The organism is Rossellomorea sp. NRS-1567, from assembly GCF_050467885.1.
Taxonomy (GTDB): domain Bacteria; phylum Bacillota; class Bacilli; order Bacillales; family Bacillaceae_B; genus Rossellomorea; species Rossellomorea aquimaris_C.
In genome coordinates this window covers 117,867-140,398 of record NZ_JBITPL010000014.1, presented here as the reverse complement: position 1 = coordinate 140,398, position 22,532 = coordinate 117,867, and the positions used below count along the sequence as shown (strand labels likewise).

Genomic DNA, 22,532 nt, shown 5'->3' with positions numbered 1-22,532 from the left:
TGGAGTTGTGGTTTTGATTGGTGCCACCATTACCAAGCATCATTTTCAGAACCTTTTAATGAAGTAAATAGTAGTTGATTTCCGCTCCAGGTGCTCGCTTTCCGCGGGGCGTGAGTTGAGCCTCCTCGGGCTTTGCCCTGCGGGGTCTCAACTTTCCCGCTATTCCCGCAGGAATCGACCACCTTCCGCTCCAATCAACTTTCTAAGCATGAATTACTTAATGGCTACATTGAAATAAAAACATCTTTGAAAACCCTGCCTGCATTTTCACTCCAAACCAAAAAGAGAGATACATAAAGCATCTCCCTCTTTAATTAATTGGTCACTTCTTCTTTTTCTCTAATCTTCTTCTTCATTCGTTCACGGTCGCGCTCAAGAACGGGTTTCAGGTACTTACCTGTGTAGGAACCTTGTGCTTCCGCCACTTTTTCTGGGGTTCCGCTTGCAACGATCGAACCACCTTTGTCTCCACCTTCAGGACCAAGGTCTACAAGGTAATCGGCTGTTTTAATGACATCGAGATTGTGTTCGATGACGAGGACCGTATCTCCGTTTTCAACAAGACGTTGAAGAACAACTAATAGTCTTGCGATGTCATCCACATGAAGTCCAGTTGTCGGCTCATCTAAGATGTAGAGAGAGCGGCCGGTAGAACGGCGATGCAATTCTGAAGCAAGCTTCACACGCTGGGCTTCTCCCCCTGATAACGTAGTGGCCGGCTGACCTAAAGTGATGTAGCCCAGTCCAACATCAAAGATGGTTTGCAGCTTACGTTTGATCTTCGGAATGTTTTCGAAGAATTTCACTGCGTCTTCGACTGTCATCTCAAGTACATCGGATATATTTTTATCTTTGTATTTCACTTCAAGTGTTTCCCGGTTGTATCGTTTCCCGTGACAAACTTCACATGGAACGTACACATCAGGAAGGAAGTGCATTTCGATTTTGATGATCCCGTCTCCGCGACATGCTTCACAACGTCCGCCTTTAACATTAAAGCTGAAACGGCCTTTTTTATAGCCTCGCACTTTCGCTTCATTGGTTGTGGCAAAAACATCCCGTATATCATCGAATACCCCTGTATAAGTAGCCGGGTTGGATCTTGGGGTACGGCCGATTGGTGATTGATCGATATCAATGACCTTATCAAGGTTTTCAATCCCCTTCACTTCCTTATGCTCACCAGGTTTTGATTTCGCATTATGAAGCTTTTGAGCCAGTGACTTATGCAGGATTTCATTGATCAACGTACTTTTACCGGATCCCGATACTCCAGTCACCGCTGTAAAGATTCCTAATGGCAGCTTCACCTTGACATTGTTCAGGTTATTTGCTTTCGCTCCCACAATCTCTAAGTACCGGCCATCAGGTTTACGTCTTTCCTGTGGAAGAGGGATGAACTTCTTCCCTGAAAGGTACTGACCCGTTAATGAGTTCGAGTCCTCCATCACTTCTTGTGGTGTTCCCGCAGAAACCACTTCTCCCCCATGCACACCAGCTCCAGGTCCGATATCGATGAGGTAGTCCGCAGCCATCATGGTGTCTTCATCATGTTCCACTACGATTAATGTGTTTCCTATTTCACGCATGTTCTTTAAAGTATCAATCAGTCGATCATTGTCCCGCTGATGCAGACCTATCGATGGCTCATCCAGAATGTACAGGACACCTGTCAGACGGGAACCGATTTGAGTGGCTAAACGAATACGTTGAGCTTCCCCCCCCGATAGCGTACCTGCTGCCCGGCTTAATGTGAGGTATTCAAGTCCAACGTTGACCAGGAATCCGAGGCGTTCACGGATCTCCCTCAAAATAAGATTGGCAATCTTCATCTCTTTTTCCGAAAGCTCGAGCTTATGGAAAAACTGCTCTGCTTCTTCAATCGAAAAGGCCGTTACTTCCCCAATATGAAGTGAGTCTATTTTTACTGCTAAGCTCTCTTCTTTTAAACGGTGGCCATTACAGGTTGGGCAATCCTGCTGCGCCATGTATTTCTCCATCTGTTCGCGGATATAATCAGAGCTAGTTTCACGATAACGGCGCTCAACATTAGGGATGACTCCCTCGAAACGAAGATAGTTTTCACGAACTTGACCGAAATCATTCTCGTAACGGAAGTAAATCTCATCCTTGCCGGATCCATATAGGACCTTATCCATTTGTTGTTTCGGAATATCCTTTACAGGCATATCCATCGGAATCTCATAATGATCACATACGGCTTTAAGAAGAGACGGATAGTATTGGGAGCTTGTCGGTTCCCAAGGAGCAATCGCATGCTCATTAAGGGTGTGATCCCAATTCGGGATGATGAGCTCCTTATCCACCTCAAGCTTTGTTCCTAAGCCGTCACAACTTGTGCAGGCACCGTATGGACTATTGAAGGAAAACATTCTTGGCTCCAGTTCCGTTATGGAAAATCCACAGTATGGACATGCGTGATGCTCACTGAATAAAAGCTCTTCTTCCCCGATTACATCGATGATCACCTGACCGTCTGCCAATCTAAGTGCCGTTTCAAGTGAGTCGGACAGACGTGCTGCGACACCTTCCTTCACGACGATTCGGTCAATGATCACTTCAATGGAGTGCTTTTTATTTTTTTCCAGCGAGATTTCTTCCCCAAGATCCTGGACTTCACCGTTGATGCGCACTCGAACAAATCCCTGTTTCTTGATTTCTTCAAGGGTCTTAACGTGAGTTCCTTTACGGCCTGAGACAACCGGTGCCAGTACTTGAAGCTTAGTTCTTTCCGGGTATTCAAGAATGCGGTCGACCATTTGTTCAATCGTTTGGGAGGAAATTTCGATCCCGTGATTTGGACAAATCGGTTTCCCTACTCTTGCAAACAACAGTCTCAGATAGTCGAAAATTTCGGTTACCGTCCCTACAGTCGAACGTGGATTACGACTCGTTGTTTTTTGATCGATGGAAATCGCCGGGGACAACCCTTCGATGGCATCGACATCAGGCTTATCCATTTGACCTAAAAATTGACGGGCATAGGCAGAAAGGGATTCGACATAACGTCTTTGTCCTTCTGCATAAATGGTGTCAAATGCTAAGGAAGACTTACCAGAACCCGAAAGCCCGGTTAAAACGACCAGTTTATCCCGTGGAATTTTAATATCTATATTTTTTAAATTATGAGCTCTGGCTCCTTGTACGACTATTTGATCTCGGGCCATCATTCGTTCATCCTTCCGCCTTAAGCTCAAGAATGGTATCACGAAGCTGTGCTGCGCGCTCAAAGTCTAATGCTTTGGCTGCTTCCTTCATTTCCACTTCTAAGCTAGCAATAAGTTTTTGTCGCTCCGGTTTAGACATCTTGGAGACTTTTGTATGCTCTCCTTCATAAACCTCTTCATCTTCTGCGGTACGAGTCGCTCTGATGACGTCTCGAATATCTTTTTGGATAGTAGTCGGGGTAACACCGTGTTTTTGATTGTATTCCTCTTGCATCGTCCGGCGACGCTCTGTTTCGTCCAGAGCTTTTCGCATTGAGTCTGTGATTTTATCTGCGTACATGATGACCCGTCCGTTACTGTTACGGGCCGCACGTCCGATCGTCTGGATAAGGGAACGCTCAGAACGGAGGAATCCTTCTTTATCAGCATCCAATATCGTAACGAGTGAAACTTCTGGAATGTCTAATCCTTCACGAAGCAGGTTAATTCCCACTAATACGTCATACTTTCCTAAGCGGAGATCCCTTATGATTTCGATCCGTTCCAATGTCTTGATTTCCGAATGGAGATATTGAACCTTGATACCCATTTCCTTTAAATAGGCAGACAGGTCTTCGGACATTTTTTTTGTTAAGGTAGTTACAAGTACACGCTCATTTTTCTCGATTCGTTCATTGATCTCTCCTATTAAATCATCGATTTGACCTTCAATAGGACGAACCTCGATGACCGGATCCAACAACCCTGTCGGTCGAATGATCTGCTCCACCATTTCAGGACTATGCTCCAACTCATATGGACCAGGTGTAGCAGAAACATAGAGGAGCTGTTTTGTTTTCTTGTCAAACTCTTCAAATCGAAGCGGACGGTTGTCCATGGCTGACGGCAGACGGAACCCATGATCCACCAGCACTTTCTTACGTGCCTGGTCACCGTTGAACATCCCCCGGATTTGAGGCAACGTTACGTGAGACTCATCGACAACAATCAGAAAGTCATCGGGAAAATAGTCCAGGAGAGTATAGGGAGTCGATCCGGCCGGTCTGAGTGTAAGGTGTCGTGAGTAGTTTTCAATTCCTGAGCAAAAGCCCATTTCCCTCATCATTTCCAGATCATAACGGGTCCTTTGCTCTAAACGCTGGGCCTCAAGCAATTTATTCTCTTCTTTCATGATGGTCAGCTGCTCTTCAAGCTCTTTTTCAATATTCTTGACTGCGACCTCCAATTTTTCCTGGCGGGTTACGAAGTGGGATGCCGGGAATAATCTCATATGATCACGATCTCCTATGATTTCACCAGTCAGGGCATCCACTTCACGAATCCGGTCAATTTCATCTCCGAAAAACTCTACACGCATACAGTGTTCATCACGGGAAGCAGGGAAGATCTCCACAACGTCTCCACGTACACGGAACGTTCCCCGCTGAAAGTCTATGTCATTTCGTTCATATTGGATATCCACAAGCTTCCGGAGTAATTGATTCCGTTCTATTTCCATTCCTACCCGTAAAGACAGAACAAGTTCTTTATATTCTTCCGGATTACCTAAACCGTAAATACAAGACACGCTGGCAATGATGATGACATCTTTTCGCTCAAACAAGGAAGATGTGGCAGAGTGCCTGAGTTTATCGATTTCATCATTGATGCTTGCATCCTTCTCGATAAACGTATCCGTTTGAGGAACGTATGCCTCCGGCTGATAATAGTCATAGTAACTGACAAAATATTCAACGGCGTTATCAGGAAAAAACTCTTTAAATTCACTATAGAGCTGCCCCGCCAATGTTTTATTATGAGCAATGATGAGAGTCGGCTTCTCAACCTGCTTGATCACGTTAGAGACAGTGAATGTCTTTCCTGTCCCTGTAGCCCCAAGTAAGGTTTGATGACGTTTCCCTTCATTTATGCCTTGAACTAATTTTTCAATCGCCAGGGGCTGATCTCCCTCTGGTTTATATTTAGACTTGAGCTCGAATTGATCTTTCACCGTGAAACCTCCTATAGTAAAGGACTGCTACCTTGTATTTACCTACTTATACCCATCTTAAACACTGTCCATTCTTCTATACACATTCTACCACATTTCCTACAGTATTAACCAATAATAAGCGAACAAAAGTTCGTTTATTTATTTTTATAGAGAAAACATTATCTTGGTTGTGGATAACTTTTGATGAAGAAACTGTTTAGAGGCTAGAATCGTGATTTCGACATTTTACGGGAGGTAGTAAGGAGCTTATAAGAGATTTTCGACATAATCCGAGCATTTCTATACACAACCTGTGCACAACTATGTGTATAAGTCGATATTCCTTGTGGAAAATCCCTAAACTTATTCACAATTCGTCAAATTTCTTGTGCACAATGTTGGTGAATGCGTATTCAAACTGTGAATAACCTGTTCACTCCCTCACTTATTCACACTATTCTTTATTTATCCACAATTAAGATATCTGTTTACACAGGAATTCCCTCCCACCCTTTCCAAAGGAATATGCAAGCGCTATGGCATAAGAAAAACAGGCCCTATCTTCTAAAAAAGATAGAGCCTGTTTTCAAATTTCTATTCACCTGTCACCGAAATCATGCACTTCTCTTCGCTTTTTTCATCATCCTGTCGCTATACCAGAATCCGACGGTTAATGAAGCCGCGTCTACGACAATCAGTAACCATGAGTCCGTATAGCCCTTTGAAACCGAAGCTGCAATGAGAGCTACGGTCAAGATCAATCCCACATAATGGTTATACGTCACCCGTGTGAACAGAACGACAAGCAATCCTGGTAAAAATAAACCTAAAATGATTTTAGACACGTTCAACTCTCCTTAAAGATAAGGGAATAACACATATTCTACCGAAGTTTCCCCTATCTGGAAAGGGTTTTCCTACTCTTCACCCTGCTGAATTAATTTCTGGGTCCGTTCCTTCAACTCACTGTGAGGGATGAATTTCTCCGAAAGCATATCAGGCAGAATGTATTCCAAAAAGTATTGTACACACTCCAGGTCCTTGTATTTCACAATCGTCGATAGGGCTTCCTGATAAATTTCAATAAATAGAGGCTCCGGATTCCCTTTTTGAATTTCTCCAAAGGATTCATACAGAAGATCGATTTTGTCTGCGACAGATAAGATTCTTCCTTCAAGGGTATCGTCCTTCCCCTCTTTAAACCGTTCTCTGTACACTTCTTGAAATTGTGGGGGAAATTCTGTAGTGATGAATTTATTGACCATCTGATCTTCTACCTGGCTGAAGAGCTCACGCAGCTCTCCCGATGCATATTTTACAGGGGTCTTGATATCACCTGTGAAAAGTTCCGCGTAGTCATGATTCAAAGCTTTTTCATACAGTGCTTTCCAGTCAATTTCTTTCCCGCTCTGTTCTTCCGCCGTTCCTAAAAACTGAGCAATTTTGGTCACCTTAAACGAGTGACTGGCTACGTTATGCTCATGATACTTAAATCGCCCCGGACAGCGAATGAGGGTTTCAAGGTCGGATAAGCTTTTAAAATAGTGATGAATTCCCATCGTATTCTCCTCTCATTGATCGACTTTACTTTATTAAGATAGTATCAAGTAGAAGGAGTAAGAGCAAAGATAATCACCCTTCTATTTCACCTAACAGTATATTATTTAGAGCACTGTGATAACGTGTGGGAATTTGATGAGAGGCTCCAGGAATCACATATATTTTCTTAGGATAGCAATCTTTATACAGTTTGAGATGCGAATTGATCCAATCCGACCTTTCCCCGTAAATTAAGAGAAGCGGGATGGGAAGCTTCTCGACCTGCTCTATCCCATCGTAGTGAAGGGATTGCTCGTAGAACTGATACCAAATGTGGTGGTTCGCCTTATTCATATGACCCCTCAGCTTCTCCCGCTCAAGCTTATCCTTGAAATGCGCTCTGGAAATAATCCCCGATAGGCGAGCCGGATGTTCACGAACCATTTTCATGCCCATATGGTGCATCCATTTCAGCTTGGGATTCGTGACTTTCGGATATCCCCCTACCAGAATGAGAGTGGAAACCCGATCTTCATAGGTACAGGCGAATGTTTGTCCCACCACTCCTCCTGCAGAGTATCCGAGCATCACACATGAAGCAATGTTCAGGTGGTCGAGAATCGCCTTTATGTCCTCTACAAACTGAGAGATACTAATATTCTGTTCCATGGTAAAGGAGTCACCATGGCCTGTTAAGTCCGGAATGATGAGGCGAAAGTGCCTGGAAAGCACATGCTGTTTTATGAAGGTCATCCTCCCCATACCCGGTGGATGGATCAAGACAACGGGAGTCCCTTTTCCTAAATCGTCAAAATAAAGATCTCTATTGTTAAAATGGATGGTCGCCATAAAAATAAATCCTCCCTCAACCGCTTTATTACACATTGTTCTCGGGTTAAGGGAGTTCTAGTCACTTTATTTAAATGAGGCGGACAGAAACAACACCGTGTATTTCTTTCATCCTGGTTTTCACTTGATGTTGTTCTTGTTCGAGGAGTTTCTGATCCAAATCAATCATGGTATAGGCCCACGTATGTTTACTGCGGTTGATCATATCTGCAATGTTGACTGCGTACCCTGAGAGAACATTGGCGATTTGACTGACCATATTCGGGATGTTTTGGTGCATGACCGTCACTCGCATTTTCCCGCTATAAGGCAGCTCCACGTCAGGCAGGTTCACAGCATGCTTAATATTACCCGTTTCAAGATACGTTTTCAGCTGTTTTGTCGCCATGATGGCACAGTTTTCTTCAGATTCTACGGTAGATGCGCCCAAGTGAGGAACAGGGACGACGTTTTTCATGGTCAATACCTTTTTATTAGGGAAATCCGTCACATATTTACGGACAATTCCTGCTTCAAGGGCCTTTTCCAGAGCATCTTCTTCCACAAGCTCACCTCTTGAAAAGTTTAAGATCGTCATACCCTTTTTCATCTTCGTGAAGCCTTCTTCACTCACAAACCTTGCCGTTTTGTCTGTTAATGGAATGTGCAGCGTCACAAAATCACACTCTGCCCATACTTCTTCTATATGATGAGCTCGCTTTACATCCTGGGATAAACGCCACGCTGCGTCCACGGATATAAATGGATCATAGGCGACCACATCCATACCTAGGGCAAGTGCATCATTTGCGACAAGGACGCCGATCGCTCCCAGGCCTACGACACCAAGCTTCTTCCCTTTAATCTCACTTCCTACAAATTCTTTTTTCTTTGCTTCTACGACACTTGGAACGTCTTCCTCGGTTCCTTTTAGCGTGTTCGTCCAGCCGACTGCAGAATATAGGTTACGTGAAGAAGCGATCAAATTAGCCAGTACGAGCTCTTTAACGGCATTTGCATTGGCACCGGGCGTATTAAAGACAACAATTCCTTTATCCGTACATTGATCGATCGGAATATTATTGACTCCCGCTCCTGCCCGGGCAATGGCTTTGACTGAAGCCGGAAAAGAGTAATCATGCAGGTTCTTTGATCTTACCAGAATTCCATCGGGATCCCCATTCCCATTCAGATGGTAGTTCAGGTCATCCTCGATAAGTGATAATCCGCTTTGACTAATGGCATTGTACGTATTGATTGAAATCATTTTCATACTCCTCCTTGCTCAGACTCAAATTTTTTCATGAAACCGACCAGTGCTTCCACACCTTCAAGCGGCATGGCATTATATAAACTCGCTCGCATTCCGCCCACGGAACGATGTCCTTTTAAAAATTCAAACCCTTCTGCTTTGGCTTCTTTTAGAAACCGGGCGTTCAGCTCCTCATCACGTGTTGAAAAAGGAATGTTCATTAAGGAACGATTATTTTCCGGGACAGGGTTATGGAATAAAGATGATAGATCTATACAGTTGTATAAGAGACCGGCCTTCCTCTCATTATCAGCCTGCATCCCTTCCACTCCTCCATTTTCTTTCACCCACTCCAGTACAAGCTTTAAAACATAAATAGAGAAGGTCGGGGGCGTGTTAAAGAGAGAATCATGCTTTACATATGTTTCGTAATTCAGCATCGTTGGACATGTATTTGATGCTTGACCGACCAGACTGTCATGAATGATCGCCACCGTTACACCCGAAGGACCCAAATTCTTTTGAGCACCTGCATAGATCATCCCAAAGGAGGAAACGTCTATTTTCTCAGAAAGGATGTGAGAGGACATATCGGCTATAAGTGGAATGCCTCCTGTTTCAGGCCATTTATGGTAACGCGTTCCTTCAATAGTATTGTTGGAGGTAATATGTACATAGCTTGACTGTGGTGAAAAATCTTCTGGTGTATAAGCAGGTATCTCAAACTTCTCTTGAGGTGATAAAGTTCGGGCATTCCCAACCTTCTCCGCTTCTTTGACAGCTTTCTTCGACCAGCTGCCTGTCAGGACATAATCAGCTTCTTGATCTGAACCCAGTAAGTTTAGAGGAATCATGGAAAATTGCAGGGATGCTCCTCCTTGCATAAATAAGACATGGTAATCATCCGGGATCGAGAGCAGTTCACGCAATAAACTCTGAGCTTCTTCTATTATATTTTGGAAAGGGGCAGATCGATGACTCAATTCCATCACAGACATACCCGTTTCCTGATAGTTCAATAATTCGCCTTGAACCTTTTTCAGAACAGGCTCAGGTAACACCGCAGGACCAGCAGAAAAATTATACACACGCTTCAACAACAGCACCGCCTAAAGTTCAGAATTTTTCAACAGTATAATCGCGCACAGTGGTTTAGTCAATATCAAAAACCTATGATGAAAACGCTTAACAGAACCGTTTTTAGACTCATGCGTGGTTATGGATTGATTCTTTGTCGTTTTTGAAAAATGACATAAAAAAACCGCCCCCCCCCCCACTTACCCGTAAAGGGCAACATGAAGGGAACCGGTTGGTTGAGTATTAACCTGTTAAAATATCTTCTTTTGGATAGCGGATCTTTTCTTTGTCCGGTCTTGATAGGGAGAAGGCCAGTGTGAGAGGGCCAAGTTTCCCGACAAACATCACGATGATAATGATCCATTTACCTATCCCTGTCAAGGATCCTGTAATCCCCATGGACAACCCTACCGTTCCGAAAGCTGATACCACTTCGAAGAGAATAGCCAGGAAAGAAGCATTCTTTTCCGTCATATCAAGGAAAAACAGTGCCGTAAAAACAAGGAGGACACTAATCATCGACACTGCCAAAGCTTTAAAAATATAGTTTTGATCGATGGTACGACGGAAAATACGAATTTCTCTTTTCTCCTTCAAGAAAGCAAACACACTCAATGAAATCACAACAAAGGTGGTCAACTTGATTCCTCCACCCGTGGAAGCACTCCCCGCCCCGATGAACATCAAAAGAATCGTGAGCAGCAATGTGGAGCGCTCCATGCTGCCATAATCAAGCGAGTTAAAACCGGCTGTGCGGGGTGTAACCGCTTGAAAATAAGAAGCGAATAGTTTATCCAGGAGTGGTAACTGAGCCAGCGTATTTGGGTTATTATACTCCAGGATGAAAATCATCATAAAAGCGAATACATTGATGACAAATGTCCCTACTACCATGATTTTAGTATGAAGGGACAGTCTTCGAATCGTTTTCGATTTCCATAGATCCACTAAAACGGTGAAACCGATCCCTCCAACAATAAACAGAAACGAAATCGTGATATTGACGACGGGACTTCCCACGTAACCCATCAAACTATCGGACCATAGAGAGAATCCTGCATTATTAAACGCGGAAATAGAATGAAATATACTAACGTACAGCCCTCTTCTCCAACCGAATTCAGGAACCCACTCAGACGCCAGTAATAGAACGGCAAATCCTTCAACAAGGAAGGAAAAGATAAATAAATATTTTACAAGCTTGATGACTCCTCCTACAGACGTCTGATTTAATGCCTGTTGAAGAAGAAGCCGTTCTTTAAACCCGATTTTCTTACCAAGCATCATAAAGATCAAGACGGCAAAGGACATGATGCCCAGTCCCCCGATTTGGATCAGACTCATAATGATCACTTCTCCGAAAAGGGTGAAGGCATCTCCTGTATCAACGACCGCAAGCCCTGTAACTGTCATGGCGGATGTCGTCGTGAACAAGGCATCCAGCCATGTAATCGATTCTGTAGTGGCAAACGGCAGCTTAAGCAAACCCATTCCTACGATGATAAAAAATAGAAACGTCACAACGAGAAGTTGAGGAGGGCTTAACCGGATCACCTTATGCTTCATAGGTTATACACCTTCTTTTTCAAATCGGTTGATATCCCTGTTATGTCCAATGACGATCAGTAGATCTTCCATTTTTATGACTTCATCGGCAGAAGGGGATACAATGACTTCCTCCCCGCGGTGAATAGCAATGATATTACAACCGAATTTCGCCCGGACGTCCAGGTCATTTAAGGTTTTGCCCGCGACCTTTTTAGATGCATACACTTCTACAATACTGTGCTCTTTGGATAGTTCGATATAATCAATGATCTTTTCTGACGTGATGTGATGGGCAATTCTTCGCGCCATGTCACGTTCAGGGTGAATGACTTTATCGGCCCCGATCCGGTCCAACACCTTCTGATGATAGGCGTTTGAAGCTTTCACCCATACTTCTTTAACCCCTAATTCTTTTAAAAGTAAGGTGGTAAGAATACTTGCTTCTATATTATCTCCAAAGGACACGATCACGTGATCAAAGTTTCTGAGTCCAAGGGATTTTAATACAGATTCATCCATCGCATTCGCCTGAACGGCATGCGTGGCAATGTCTATATATCGTTGGACAACATCGTGATGAATATCGATTGCCAACACTTCAACATCCAGTTCAGCTAATTCCTGAACCAGATTTCCTCCAAATCTCCCTAATCCAATAACAGCAAACTGCTTTTTCATGATGAAATCCTCCAAAACCTTTTTAATAGCTTAACCATATAGTACTTCTTCATTACAACCATGCGGACCGAACAGAGGCGACAAGCATATGACCAACCTGGCAGAAGGCTTCCTTTGCCCTTATGGCAGGTTTGACTCATGACCTCTGGCCTCTGGATCCAGACTTCTAAACAACACAAAAAGACCAGCAGGAACTAAGCCTGTGGTCATCCATAATCGATCACAAGTATCATCCTCTCCCATTACGCTTACGAGGTTAGCTGACGGATTCGGGTCATGGAAGTAGCCCTACCTTTCAAAAGAAAGGATTCACCCCTTTAAATACTCGGGTCCCCCGCTTCAAAAATGAATTAAGCGATAAAGAATATTCATTTGATGATAGATATATTACTCCTCTCCTAATTCGTTGTAAATAGGTTTTATGTAAAATTTTTTAAAAGAAAAAAGGCAAATTTAGTTTAATCCATCCAGCATTTACTGTTCGTTAAAAAGGTTTCTCTTTTCAGTTTCCGGGGAATAGCATACATAAGTATGACGAAAATAGAACCAGAAGGGAAGAAGTGTATATGGCAGGAGTTTCATCCATTACATCATCAAGCACGAGTTCATCTGTTTCATCAAATGATATAAAACCTTGGATTAAAGGATTTGCACGAATTGGATATATTTCAAGGGGAATTGTTTATATGCTGATTGGTGCATTAGCCGTTATGGCCGCACTCGGAATAGGAGGAAGCACTTCGGACTCGAGTGGTGCCTTTTCAGCAGTGGCGAGCAAGCCCTTTGGGGAAGTCCTTCTGTGGATATTAGGTGTTGGCCTGATCGGAATCGTTCTTTGGCGCCTCATTCAAGTGGTAAAGGATCCGGAACATGTGAAAAACGATGGGAAATCCATGTTTAGAAGACTGGCTAATCTGATCAGCGGGATTGCCTACGGTTCTTTGACTTATAATGCTTTCGCCATTGCCATGCATGCCAAAAGCTCCGGTTCGGGGTCTGGATCTAAACAAACCTTATCTGCTAAGTTATTGTCTCAGCCCTTTGGTCAATGGATTGTCGGGATTGTCGGACTTATCATTATTGGATATGCACTCTATGAAATTCATAAAGCTTATACTGAAAAATACACCAACAAATTCAAACGACATGAAATGTCCGAGAAAGAATGGGAACTGGGAAGGAAGACAGGAAAGCTCGGGTTATATTCCAGAGGCACCGTCTTTTTACTGATCGGCTATTTCTTTATTCAAACCGCGATCACAGCCGATCCGGATAAAACACAAGGATTGGACGGGGCACTTTCCAAGTTAGCTCAACAACCTTATGGACAATGGCTACTGGGGATTGTAGCAGTCGGGTTATTTCTATATGGCGTCTTTCAAATTTTAAAAGGTAAAAACCGTCATTTGAGCATCTATTAAGAATGAAAAAAGGATAGCCGCGGCTATCCTTTTTAATATTACGAAACCTGATGATGCTCCCATCCTGAAGATTCATCGGCAAAAATGATTCCCAGCTCGTGATGATCACCTTCGTACAGGGCTCCTTGCGTAAAACGGTTTTCCCCGTTTGTCCCAAGTACCTCAAGCTTACAGTACGCCCCGTTCTTTTGAAGGGCTTCATAAAACGCTCTTTCTGTATTCACTTCGACTCCATTCACTTTCAGTACAATTTCCCCTACTTGAAGCGTCAGTTTCTTTGCAGGAGAACCAGGTAGAATTCCAAGAATCATGACTCCCTTAGACTGTCTTTTAAAGAAGTATGGCTTAGAATCCTCAGCACTTCGGTAGCGATAGGAAATCCATGCCCGTCCTCCCATTGCCACAACAGCTGCTCCAATTGAAAATATGGGAGCCCAGAATCCCGTTACAGCAAGCGTCAATACGAAAGCACCAAGCCAGAAAACCCTGTAACCTGTATGCTTGATCGCAACCTCAGGCAAGGTACTTTTCACAAGTTGCTGAAAACCTAGGAGAAACGGCACACAAAGGAGAGAATACGTTTCTGTCCCCATTGTAAACACCGGCCACCATTCAAACGGAAGGGTCAATGTCCCGGTAGGAATCGGCACAAACATTGGCACAAGCCACAGTTTCTTCCCTTGATGGGCACCTACTTTCAGTCCACGGGCACTTTTAAGTAGACGGGGTGAAGTATGCTTCCACCCGTTCAATCGAATCAGGCTTCCTTCAATCATCGTCAACACACCAAGAAGCACGACGATGGAGCTCAGCAACCCTAAATTCAGGTTATCTACATATGTATTCACATAAGGGATTTCCCACTGAAAATAATCCACCGCCACCAGGATGAAATACGAAAACCCTACCGTCATGGCCGCAGACATGAGGTGAAAACGACTCGTTAATGCAAACAGGGTGGACACCAACCCAATTAGCATGATTCCGGCGAAAGGAATCACAACCCCTGCTCCAACTGTTACGACAGAAAACAGCAATCCAACTACAATTCCATATGAAAATAAAACCCGCGTATCATGATAACCGTCCAGCAATCTCGTATTAAAATCTCTTCGTTCTCTTTTGACACGATAATAGCCCGTCATGATAGCGAAAAACATCGACAAATATAATACAGGATGAAGAAATAACTTTCCAAATCCCTTCACAACCTCAAGCAACCAAAGCTCAACCAATGATCCGTCACCACCTTTTTTAAGAAAATTTGCATTATCTACTATTTTATCAAAAGACTCCCCTAAAACCTATTGCAATTTTATTTGATAGTTTTACGATTCGATTTCATTTCCGACAGTATTCTACATATTTTCCCGGGAAATGATGTCGGATAGACAGGAAATACAAGTGATTATGTGTGATTTGCTAAATGAAAATAGAGCCGACCATCATGATGGTCGGCTCCCCATTTATTAACTCTGTGCTGTTCTTTCAATATATTCTAAAGCCGCCTGGAGCTGCAGATCATTCTTATCATCCTTTACCGCTTCAAAGATTTCTTCCTGTAATCTTTCCGCCGTTACAGTATCGATGATCCCTGTAACATCAATACTCTCCTGACTTTGGAAATCCTTTACGGCCTTTTCTGTTTTCTTACTGAAATACCCATCCACGCGGTCAATGGAGAATCCAAGTCCTTGAAGCATTTCCTGGGCGTTTTGAATCTGTTCATTGTTCATCCCTTCTTGAAGGGGCTTTTCGATTTGAAGCGGGTGGGCATAGAAATAGGACGGCTGTCTGACAGGGATATCCGGTTTGATACCCTTTTTATGAATCCAGTTTCCATTTGGCGTCAGCCACTTGAACATGGTCAACTTGATATTGCTGCCATCTCCCATTGGAACGGCTTGTTGTACCGTGCCTTTCCCAAAGCTCTTCGTTCCGATGAGTGGATATCCTTCAGCCTCTTTTAGTGCACCAGCGAGAATTTCAGAGGCCGAGGCACTTCCTTCATCTATCAACACCACAACAGGGTAAGCCTTTCTTGCTTTACTGTTTGAGAAGGATTTCATCACTTCTCCACTTCGCTCTTGAATTTGAACATACGGCTTTTTCTCCGTTACAAATTCTTTAAGGATTTCTTCTACACTCGAAAGGAGACCTCCTGGATTCCCTCTCACATCAAGGACCAATCCTTCTACCTTTTTCTTTTCAAGTTCTTCTAATTGCTTTTTAAAATCAACGGCGGTATTTTCTGAGAAAGTAGTAATCTGGATGTAGCCTGTTTTCTTTCCATTTACTTCCTTCACATCAGAGAGGACCGTCTCGACAGGAATTTCATCACGTTTCACAGATACTTTGATGGGTTCCGTCAATCCTTCCCGCGTAATTTCCAATTGAACCTCAGTACCCTTTTTCCCTCTGATTTTCAAAGTAGCTTCGTAGAGGTCAAGTCCTTCGATGCTATTCCCGTCTACTTTAATGATCCGGTCATTCGGTTTCAGTCCTGCTTCTTCCGCAGGAGAATTTTTAAAAGGAGCGACAATGATCAGCTTTCCGTCCATGATCGTGACTTCCGCTCCGATTCCTTCAAAAGAAGAATCCAGGGCGTCATTAAATTGCGATGCCGTCTCGGCATTCATGTAAACGGAGTAAGGGTCATCCAGTGTCTTCAGCATTCCCTGAATCGCACCTTCCACAAGCTGCCCTTTATCCACATCCTGAAAGAATTTGTCACTAATCAAGTCATACGCTACTTCCACTTTGTGCAGCTTGTCATTGAGCTCGCCTTTTCCGTCAAACTGAGCAAGCTCGTCCCCGTCCTTGCCCGTCCACTCCAAGCCGCCATACATTCCTCCAGCACCGATCAGCATGCTAATGATGATTGTGATGATGAGCTTTCTGCCCGTCCACTCCATATATTCCCCTCCAGCTTGTTGTTTGTCTATGGTATAGATAAGAGTGGCGCGACTAAGGACGCCAGCCTTTCTTATCCAACGAAAAAGACACCACACAAAAACGCGCTAAGGCGGTGCGATGTCTTTGCTTATCTAACTATATGCCGGAGGGGGACGAGTTATGATAAGAGAGCTCTTATTTTGTACCTGTAAAAACTCTTTGAACGTGATAGTTATTGAGATGAGAAGCAATGATCCCTCCCCACTTTTCAAATTCCACCAGAAACCCGTCATGGCCAAAGGAGGTGGAGATAAAGTAATGTTCACTCCTTGGTACAAGTTGTGTAAACTCCTTTAGATAGTGAGGTGAATAAATTAAATCTCCTTCATAACTGATCGAAATCAGTTCGCACTGATAGTTCTTCGCTACTTCTTCTTTTCCTCCCCTTCCTCTTCCGATATCATGTGAGTTCATCGCTTTCAGCAGAGTAAGGTAACTGTTTGGGTCAAACCGCTTTCCTAATTTCTTTCCTTGGTAATCGAGATAGCTTTCGACATTGAACCTTTCATTTTGCTTTTCACGTTGGAAACGCTGATCGAACAGCTCCTGTGTCCGGTACGTGACCATACCGACCATTCTGGCAATCTCTAACCCTTTTAGAATAGCGCCTGGTGGATAATGCCCCTTTTGAAACTCGGGGTCCTCTTCAATCGCTGTGATTCCGATGTGATTATAAGCGAGACCGTAATCATTTAAGGCAGGGGTGACGGCAAGAGCGAATACTTTATTTATATAGGCAGGATACAGGGCCCCCCATTCTAAGGCCTGCATCCCTCCCAGCGAACCTCCGATGACCGCTTCGATGTGGTCCATTGAAAGTTGTTGGAGTGCTTTATATTGGGCATGGACCATGTCCCTTATCGTAATACCCGGGAAGTCCGGACCGTAACGCTCTCCCGTATGTTGATTGGTGGATGCCGGTCCGGTACTTCCTTCACATCCTCCTAATACATTAAAGGCAATCACATTAAAATGTTCGGTATCAATATACGACCCGGGCCCGATCAGTCCGTCCCACCAGCCGCGGTCTTCACTCGTCCCCTTTACGATATGGGTCCCGGTGAGGGCATGGCAAACCAGTATGGCCGGTCCGTCTTTGTTTCCTGTTCGTTCATACGTAAGATCTACATTTTTCAACGTGGTGCCTGACTCTAATGTTAGGGATGGGATGGTAATGGAGCTCACTTCATATGTGTATGGCTTCTCCATTCCTCCACCTCCTTTTTTTGGTGTTGTGGCGGGGGGATAAGGATTTTACCCCGTATACCCCCGCGTGTTAAATCTTCCCTGACTAAAAAATTCCTCCTATTATACCCGCGATGTTTCCAATGCGACTTCAATGGCATGATCCAAGTCCTCGATCAGGTCTTTCGCAGACTCTAATCCAACAGAAAGTCTCACCAGATCCTCGGTTACCCCAGTCGCACGGATTTCCTGGTCGTTTAATTGCTGATGGGTCGTGGAAGCCGGATGGATGATCAGTGATTTCGCATCTCCTACGTTGGCAACATGAGACCAAAGGGAGATATTATCGACTACTTTCCGTCCCGAATCCCTGCCGCCTTTAATACCAAAGACGACGATGGAACCCGCTCCGTTTTTCAAATATTTTTGAGCAAGTTTATGAGACGGATGCTGCGGCAATCCTGGATAGGATACCCAAGCGACACCATTATGCTGATCTAAATGCTCCGCAATTTTCAAGGCATTCTCTGTGTGACGTTCGATGCGAAGATGCAGCGTTTCTAATCCCTGCAGCAATAGGAATGCGTTTTGCGGACTTAAGCACGCTCCCAAATCACGAAGCAGCTGTACTCTTAATTTTGTAATAAAGGCTGCCGGTCCTACATCCTGTGCATAGCGAAGTCCATTATAGCTCCGGTCCTCTTCCGTGAAGCCCGGGAACTTTTCATGATTCCAATCGAACTTCCCACCGTCAATGACGACTCCCCCAATTGCTGTACCATGACCGCCAATCCATTTTGTTGCAGAGTGGATGACGATATCAGCTCCATACTCGATTGGCTTACATACATATGGAGTGGCAAAGGTATTATCGATGATCAATGGGATGTGATGGTCATGAGCCACTTTTGCTACCGCTTCAATATCAAGCACATGTAGACTTGGATTTCCGATTGTCTCAGCGAATACCGCTTTCGTTTTAGGAGTGATCGCTTTGCGGAAATTTTCCGGGTCGGTCGGATCTACAAAATGCACCTTGATTCCGTATTTCGGGAGAGTGGTAGAGAATAGATTATAGGTTCCACCGTAGAGATTGGTAGCTGCTACAATTTCATCACCTGCTCCGGCGATATTCAAGATTGATAGTGAGATAGCGGCCATCCCGGATGAAACACCCAGTGCTCCGATCCCCCCTTCTAGAAGTGCAAGGCGCTTTTCCAACACGTCTACTGTCGGGTTCATGATTCGGGTATAAATGTTTCCCGGTTCTTCAAGGGCAAATAATTTTGCCGCATGATCACTGTTATCGAAAACGTAGGATGTCGTTTGATAAATGGGCACTGCTCTAGAGCCTGTTGATGGATCCGGCTCCTGGCCACCGTGAAGAAGTAGTGTGTCGAAATCGAATGATTTTGTCATAGAGAATTCCTCCTGAAATGTTTTTGGTATTTGGGTTTTCGTTTGGCGGTTGGATGTTTTGGACGTTTGCCTGTTAATGTTGGTTGGGTTTTTGCCTGTTGAATTTTAGTGATAATTTGACTGTTGAGTTTGGGATAATATTTGACTGTTAAATATCGACCCATTCTCTCCTGTTAATTTCCGGCCAAAATTCTCCTGTTGAACTCAGAAACTGAAAAGTCGAAGAAGTATATTTTCCTAAGAAGATAGAAGAGGAAAAAACAAAAAACCCTCTTCCTAAGAAGAGGGTCTATTTTAATAGGGTCCTCCTCTTATCTTTCAGGCAGATCGCCTGCAGGAATTAGCACCTTTTCATGTGACGCTATAATGCGCACATGAAGGTTGCCGGGTTTCATCGGGCCTAGTCCCTCCACCTCTCTGGATAAGAGCATGTAGTTGTCAATGTGAAAATTCTTGCGTTGAGATGAATTATAAGGGGTAACCGACCTTAACGTCAAGGGTATTTTTAGAATTTTTCCATTATTTAATTTTTAACAGAAGCTGCAATCGCTTCGTTCAATTGCACGACGATGTCTTCCCCATCCTCAATACCTAACGATATGCGCACGACATGTGTGTTTATTCCGAGTTTTTCCTGCGCATCTTTCGGTAGAGCACGATGAGACGTTCCTAATGGGTAGGAAACCGTCGTCTCTACACCGGCAAGGGAAGGGATGATTTTAATCCAGGCAAGTGATTTGAAAAATGTGCTGATATCACATGTGTTGGATAGCTCGATCGTTACGATTGCGCCATTTCCTTTTTTGGATAAATCGGTTGGGTAATAGACTTTCTTTACATATTCATTTGCTCGAAGGTCTGCCGCAAGAACTTCGGCATTTCTTGCTTGTGTTCCCATACGAAGAGCCAGTGTTTTCGCTCCACGGCAAGTCAGCCACGCTTCAAATGGACTTAAGTTCGAACCGATGTTGACGACTTTTTCTCTCGCTTTTTGAACCAGTTCTTCTTTTCCAACTAAGACTCCTGCTGTGATATCACTGTGTCCACCGATATACTTCGTGGCACTGTGTGCGACCAGGTCCACCCCTTCTAAGAAAGGCTGGCGCATAAACGGTGTGGCAAATGTGTTGTCGATCATCGTTTTCAGGTTGTGTTTTTCCGCGAATTCGACCATTTTCGGGATATCTTCCACTCGCATAAACGGGTTTGTGACGGTCTCACTGTAGAGGAGTTTGGTTTGTGGAGTAATGGCCTCCTCTAATTCTTCCACACTTGTAAAATCAACGAATGAAGTGGAAATACCGAATGATTTCAGCTCTTCTTTCAGCATATGGAACGTACCGCCGTATAAATCCTCAGCGGCAATAATATGATCGCCTGATTGCACAACAGCAAGGATTCCAACAAGGATGGCCGATAATCCAGAAGAGGTTGCGACACCTGCCTGGGCTCCTTCCAAGTCAGCTACCATCTTACCAAGCTCGTCTGTATTCGGATTTCCCGTTCTTGTGTAGAGATAAGGTGATTTCCCTTCATAGAAACCCTCCAACTCTTCTAAAGAGGTAAAAGAAAAGGCAGATGTTTGATAAATCGGTGTCGTCTTACTGCGGATTTCCTCAGTTCCTTTTAACTGACTATGTACGACCTTCGTTGTGAACTTCATCTCTGTCATCCTTCCTGAATCAACGTATTTTTAAAAGTGTATCATATTCAGAAGATTGTGAGGAGTAGGATGTACCCGAAGGCATAAAAAAACACCTGCCCAATTGCAACAGGTGCTCTGCGTTTTATTGAACGTTATCTAAACATCCGATCAGGCGATTTTCAATATCCAATGCCAGGTTTTTCAATTTATCGTTATCCACCATTTCGATCAGCTTGCTTGGCTTTGCCATACCGATTTTGGTTGCTCCGCCTTCTGTGTATACCGTCACTTTACAAGGGAGGAAGTAGCTTACGAGCATGCTTTCTTCCAGCACCTTTTTAGCTTCATGTGGATTACACACCTCTAATACGACTACTTCTTCATTGAAATCAAGGCCCTTATCCTGCAGCTTCTGGGCAAGATCGAGATTCCATAGCACGCCAAAGCTTTCATCTTTCAGAGCGGTTTCTACCGCTTCCACTGCTTCTTTCACACTCATTGAAACTTCCTTTGTGTAATGAAACATGTTCATATCTCCTCCTTTTTTTATCACATTCTTTTAATACCTCATAGCGTATAAGGTCAAACATCGATATTCAGAGGTCCGTCCCTCTCCATTATTCCATTCCTTCCACCATTTTACCCATCATTTCTTCGTTCATGGGGCCGACGATTTTGTGTTGGATGATGCCTTTGGTGTCGATCATGTAGGTTGTGGGGATAGTGAAGGCCCGGTATTCGTCTCCGATTTCTCCCTTTTCATCCATGGGGATGGGAAAGGTGAGTTCATAGCCGTCGATGAATTCATGGACGGCCTTTTCCCCTTCGTCCATGGAGGTCAGGTTGACGGCAAGGATTTCAACGTTTTCTTTATCTGCATTGTTCTCGTAATAACTCTGCATATGGGGCATTTCAGCTTTACATGGCGGACACCAGGTAGCCCAGAAGTTCAGGATCACTTTTTCACCTTGATAATCTGAAAGCTTTACGGCTTCACCATCTAAAGTGGTTAATTCAAAATCCGGAGCGCGATCCCCTTTGGCGAGCCCCTGCTCTGCATTAGACAGATCCATGGATTCATTGGCTAATTGGGCAGCCTCTTCCCTGGCCTTCTTTTCCTGCTGATCCTGAAAAAAGTTCGCTAAGAAAATGCCGATCAGAAGCGCAACGATGGCCAACGCAAAATTTCGTTTATTCATTGTGTTTCCTCCTTACTTTTAAAAGAAAGATGAAATAGGTCATCATGATCAGATAGGTCCAGGCTGTGACGTTAAATTCAAAACCGCCAATGAAGGCACTTAGAAATAGCTGGACTAATGTAAACATGACCAATAACTGTCCTGCCCAGATATCGCTGCCGGGATCACCGGTTTTTTTTATGAAAAAGACAAGGATAAGTAGATTGAGCAGTACTTGAATACCAGCTAGAAGATAGTGGTGATGAAGCATTTGAAGGACAGCTTCATAGACAAGAACCGTGACCATCCATGAAATGATGGTAATAGACGGATGATCTACTTTTTTAACAAATATGTAAGTAAGGGCTGCTATGAGTCCTAACCAGTACCCAATGGTTCCTCCGTGAAAATAGAGTATCGTAATGGGATGCTCCATGACCGTTTGAAAGTCAACCACAATCACACTCAGCTTCCAGACGAGTAAAAAGGTAAATATACTATTGGAATACCAGTCGCTCGCCTTTCTATTCCAGAAGAAGAGGAACAAGAAAGTCAGCATGAACGAGGCGATAATGGATCCCCATGAAGCCGGGAATGTGAAGGAGCCTATAGTGTACCACTGTTGTGTCATGATATTCTCCTTAAAT

Annotated in this window: 18 protein-coding genes and 2 riboswitches; of the genes, 1 reads left to right on the top strand and 17 read right to left on the bottom strand. The window is 43.9% G+C overall.

Going from position 1 to position 22,532, the window contains the following annotated elements; all coding sequences use genetic code 11:
* Positions 1-314 precede the first annotated feature (314 nt).
* From uvrA to ACIFOD_RS08550, 9 genes are all read right to left on the bottom strand, one after another.
* Complete coding sequence (gene uvrA / locus ACIFOD_RS08590) at positions 315-3,188, bottom strand: excinuclease ABC subunit UvrA (protein ID WP_430314291.1); 2,874 nt, start codon at positions 3,186-3,188, stop codon at positions 315-317.
* Between the two features lie 7 nt (positions 3,189-3,195).
* Positions 3,196-5,178 carry an excinuclease ABC subunit UvrB gene (gene uvrB / locus ACIFOD_RS08585; RefSeq protein ID WP_430314290.1) on the bottom strand — a complete coding sequence of 661 codons (1,983 nt, stop codon included), beginning with the start codon at positions 5,176-5,178 and terminating at the stop codon, positions 3,196-3,198.
* 596 nt (positions 5,179-5,774) lie between these two features.
* Positions 5,775-6,005: a CsbA family protein gene (locus ACIFOD_RS08580; protein WP_148970221.1), complete on the bottom strand. Its 231-nt coding sequence runs from the start codon at positions 6,003-6,005 to the stop codon at positions 5,775-5,777.
* Positions 6,006-6,077: 72 nt separating this feature from the next.
* A complete protein-coding gene (locus ACIFOD_RS08575) occupies positions 6,078-6,719 on the bottom strand; it encodes an HD domain-containing protein (protein WP_430314289.1) in 642 nt (213 codons plus the stop codon).
* 73 nt (positions 6,720-6,792) lie between these two features.
* Positions 6,793-7,548 carry an alpha/beta fold hydrolase gene (locus ACIFOD_RS08570; RefSeq protein ID WP_430314288.1) on the bottom strand — a complete coding sequence of 252 codons (756 nt, stop codon included), beginning with the start codon at positions 7,546-7,548 and terminating at the stop codon, positions 6,793-6,795.
* A 70-nt stretch (positions 7,549-7,618) separates the two neighbouring features.
* Positions 7,619-8,794 carry a phosphoglycerate dehydrogenase gene (locus ACIFOD_RS08565; protein ID WP_430314287.1) on the bottom strand — a complete coding sequence of 392 codons (1,176 nt, stop codon included), beginning with the start codon at positions 8,792-8,794 and terminating at the stop codon, positions 7,619-7,621.
* A 2-nt stretch (positions 8,795-8,796) separates the two neighbouring features.
* The gene (gene serC, locus ACIFOD_RS08560) at positions 8,797-9,876 is read right to left on the bottom strand and encodes a 3-phosphoserine/phosphohydroxythreonine transaminase (RefSeq protein ID WP_430314286.1); all 1,080 of its coding nucleotides are present in this window, start codon (positions 9,874-9,876) and stop codon (positions 8,797-8,799) included.
* Between the two features lie 223 nt (positions 9,877-10,099).
* Positions 10,100-11,422 carry a TrkH family potassium uptake protein gene (locus ACIFOD_RS08555; RefSeq protein WP_397552743.1) on the bottom strand — a complete coding sequence of 441 codons (1,323 nt, stop codon included), beginning with the start codon at positions 11,420-11,422 and terminating at the stop codon, positions 10,100-10,102.
* A gap of 3 nt (positions 11,423-11,425) precedes the next feature.
* Complete coding sequence (locus ACIFOD_RS08550) at positions 11,426-12,082, bottom strand: potassium channel family protein (protein ID WP_397552742.1); 657 nt, start codon at positions 12,080-12,082, stop codon at positions 11,426-11,428.
* A gap of 229 nt (positions 12,083-12,311) precedes the next feature.
* A riboswitch (cyclic di-AMP (ydaO/yuaA leader) is annotated at positions 12,312-12,449 on the bottom strand.
* A gap of 199 nt (positions 12,450-12,648) precedes the next feature.
* Between ACIFOD_RS08550 and ACIFOD_RS08545 the strand changes: the two genes are divergently transcribed.
* Positions 12,649-13,503, top strand: a complete 855-nt coding sequence (locus ACIFOD_RS08545) for a DUF1206 domain-containing protein (RefSeq protein WP_430314285.1) — start codon at positions 12,649-12,651, stop codon at positions 13,501-13,503.
* Between the two features lie 38 nt (positions 13,504-13,541).
* Here the strand turns inward: ACIFOD_RS08545 and ACIFOD_RS08540 are convergent, their stop codons facing one another.
* The 8 genes from ACIFOD_RS08540 to ACIFOD_RS08505 all read right to left on the bottom strand — a co-directional run bounded on the left by ACIFOD_RS08540 (position 13,542) and on the right by ACIFOD_RS08505 (position 22,516).
* Positions 13,542-14,738, bottom strand: coding sequence for a PDZ domain-containing protein (locus ACIFOD_RS08540; protein WP_430314284.1), 1,197 nt, complete (start codon positions 14,736-14,738; stop codon positions 13,542-13,544).
* Positions 14,739-14,972: 234 nt separating this feature from the next.
* A complete protein-coding gene (locus ACIFOD_RS08535) occupies positions 14,973-16,418 on the bottom strand; it encodes a S41 family peptidase (RefSeq protein WP_430314283.1) in 1,446 nt (481 codons plus the stop codon).
* Between the two features lie 175 nt (positions 16,419-16,593).
* Positions 16,594-17,667, bottom strand: coding sequence for a homoserine O-acetyltransferase MetX (metX, locus tag ACIFOD_RS08530; RefSeq protein WP_430314282.1), 1,074 nt, complete (start codon positions 17,665-17,667; stop codon positions 16,594-16,596).
* Between the two features lie 99 nt (positions 17,668-17,766).
* Entirely contained in the window at positions 17,767-19,062 is a 1,296-nt protein-coding gene (locus ACIFOD_RS08525; protein ID WP_430314281.1) for a homocysteine synthase, read from the bottom strand.
* 308 nt (positions 19,063-19,370) lie between these two features.
* Positions 19,371-19,490, bottom strand: a riboswitch (SAM riboswitch).
* 95 nt (positions 19,491-19,585) lie between these two features.
* The gene (locus ACIFOD_RS08520) at positions 19,586-20,725 is read right to left on the bottom strand and encodes a trans-sulfuration enzyme family protein (RefSeq protein ID WP_430314280.1); all 1,140 of its coding nucleotides are present in this window, start codon (positions 20,723-20,725) and stop codon (positions 19,586-19,588) included.
* Positions 20,726-20,849: 124 nt separating this feature from the next.
* Positions 20,850-21,233, bottom strand: a complete 384-nt coding sequence (locus tag ACIFOD_RS08515) for a DUF302 domain-containing protein (protein ID WP_430314279.1) — start codon at positions 21,231-21,233, stop codon at positions 20,850-20,852.
* Positions 21,234-21,324: 91 nt separating this feature from the next.
* Positions 21,325-21,906 (bottom strand): redoxin domain-containing protein, encoded by a 582-nt coding sequence (locus ACIFOD_RS08510; RefSeq protein ID WP_430314278.1) that lies wholly within the window; start codon positions 21,904-21,906, stop codon positions 21,325-21,327.
* On the bottom strand, positions 21,899-22,516 hold the full coding sequence (locus ACIFOD_RS08505) for a hypothetical protein (RefSeq protein WP_430314277.1): 618 nt from the start codon (positions 22,514-22,516) through the stop codon (positions 21,899-21,901). Before ACIFOD_RS08505 ends, ACIFOD_RS08510 begins: the two co-directional genes overlap by 8 nt.
* Between the last annotated feature and the right edge of the window lie 16 nt (positions 22,517-22,532).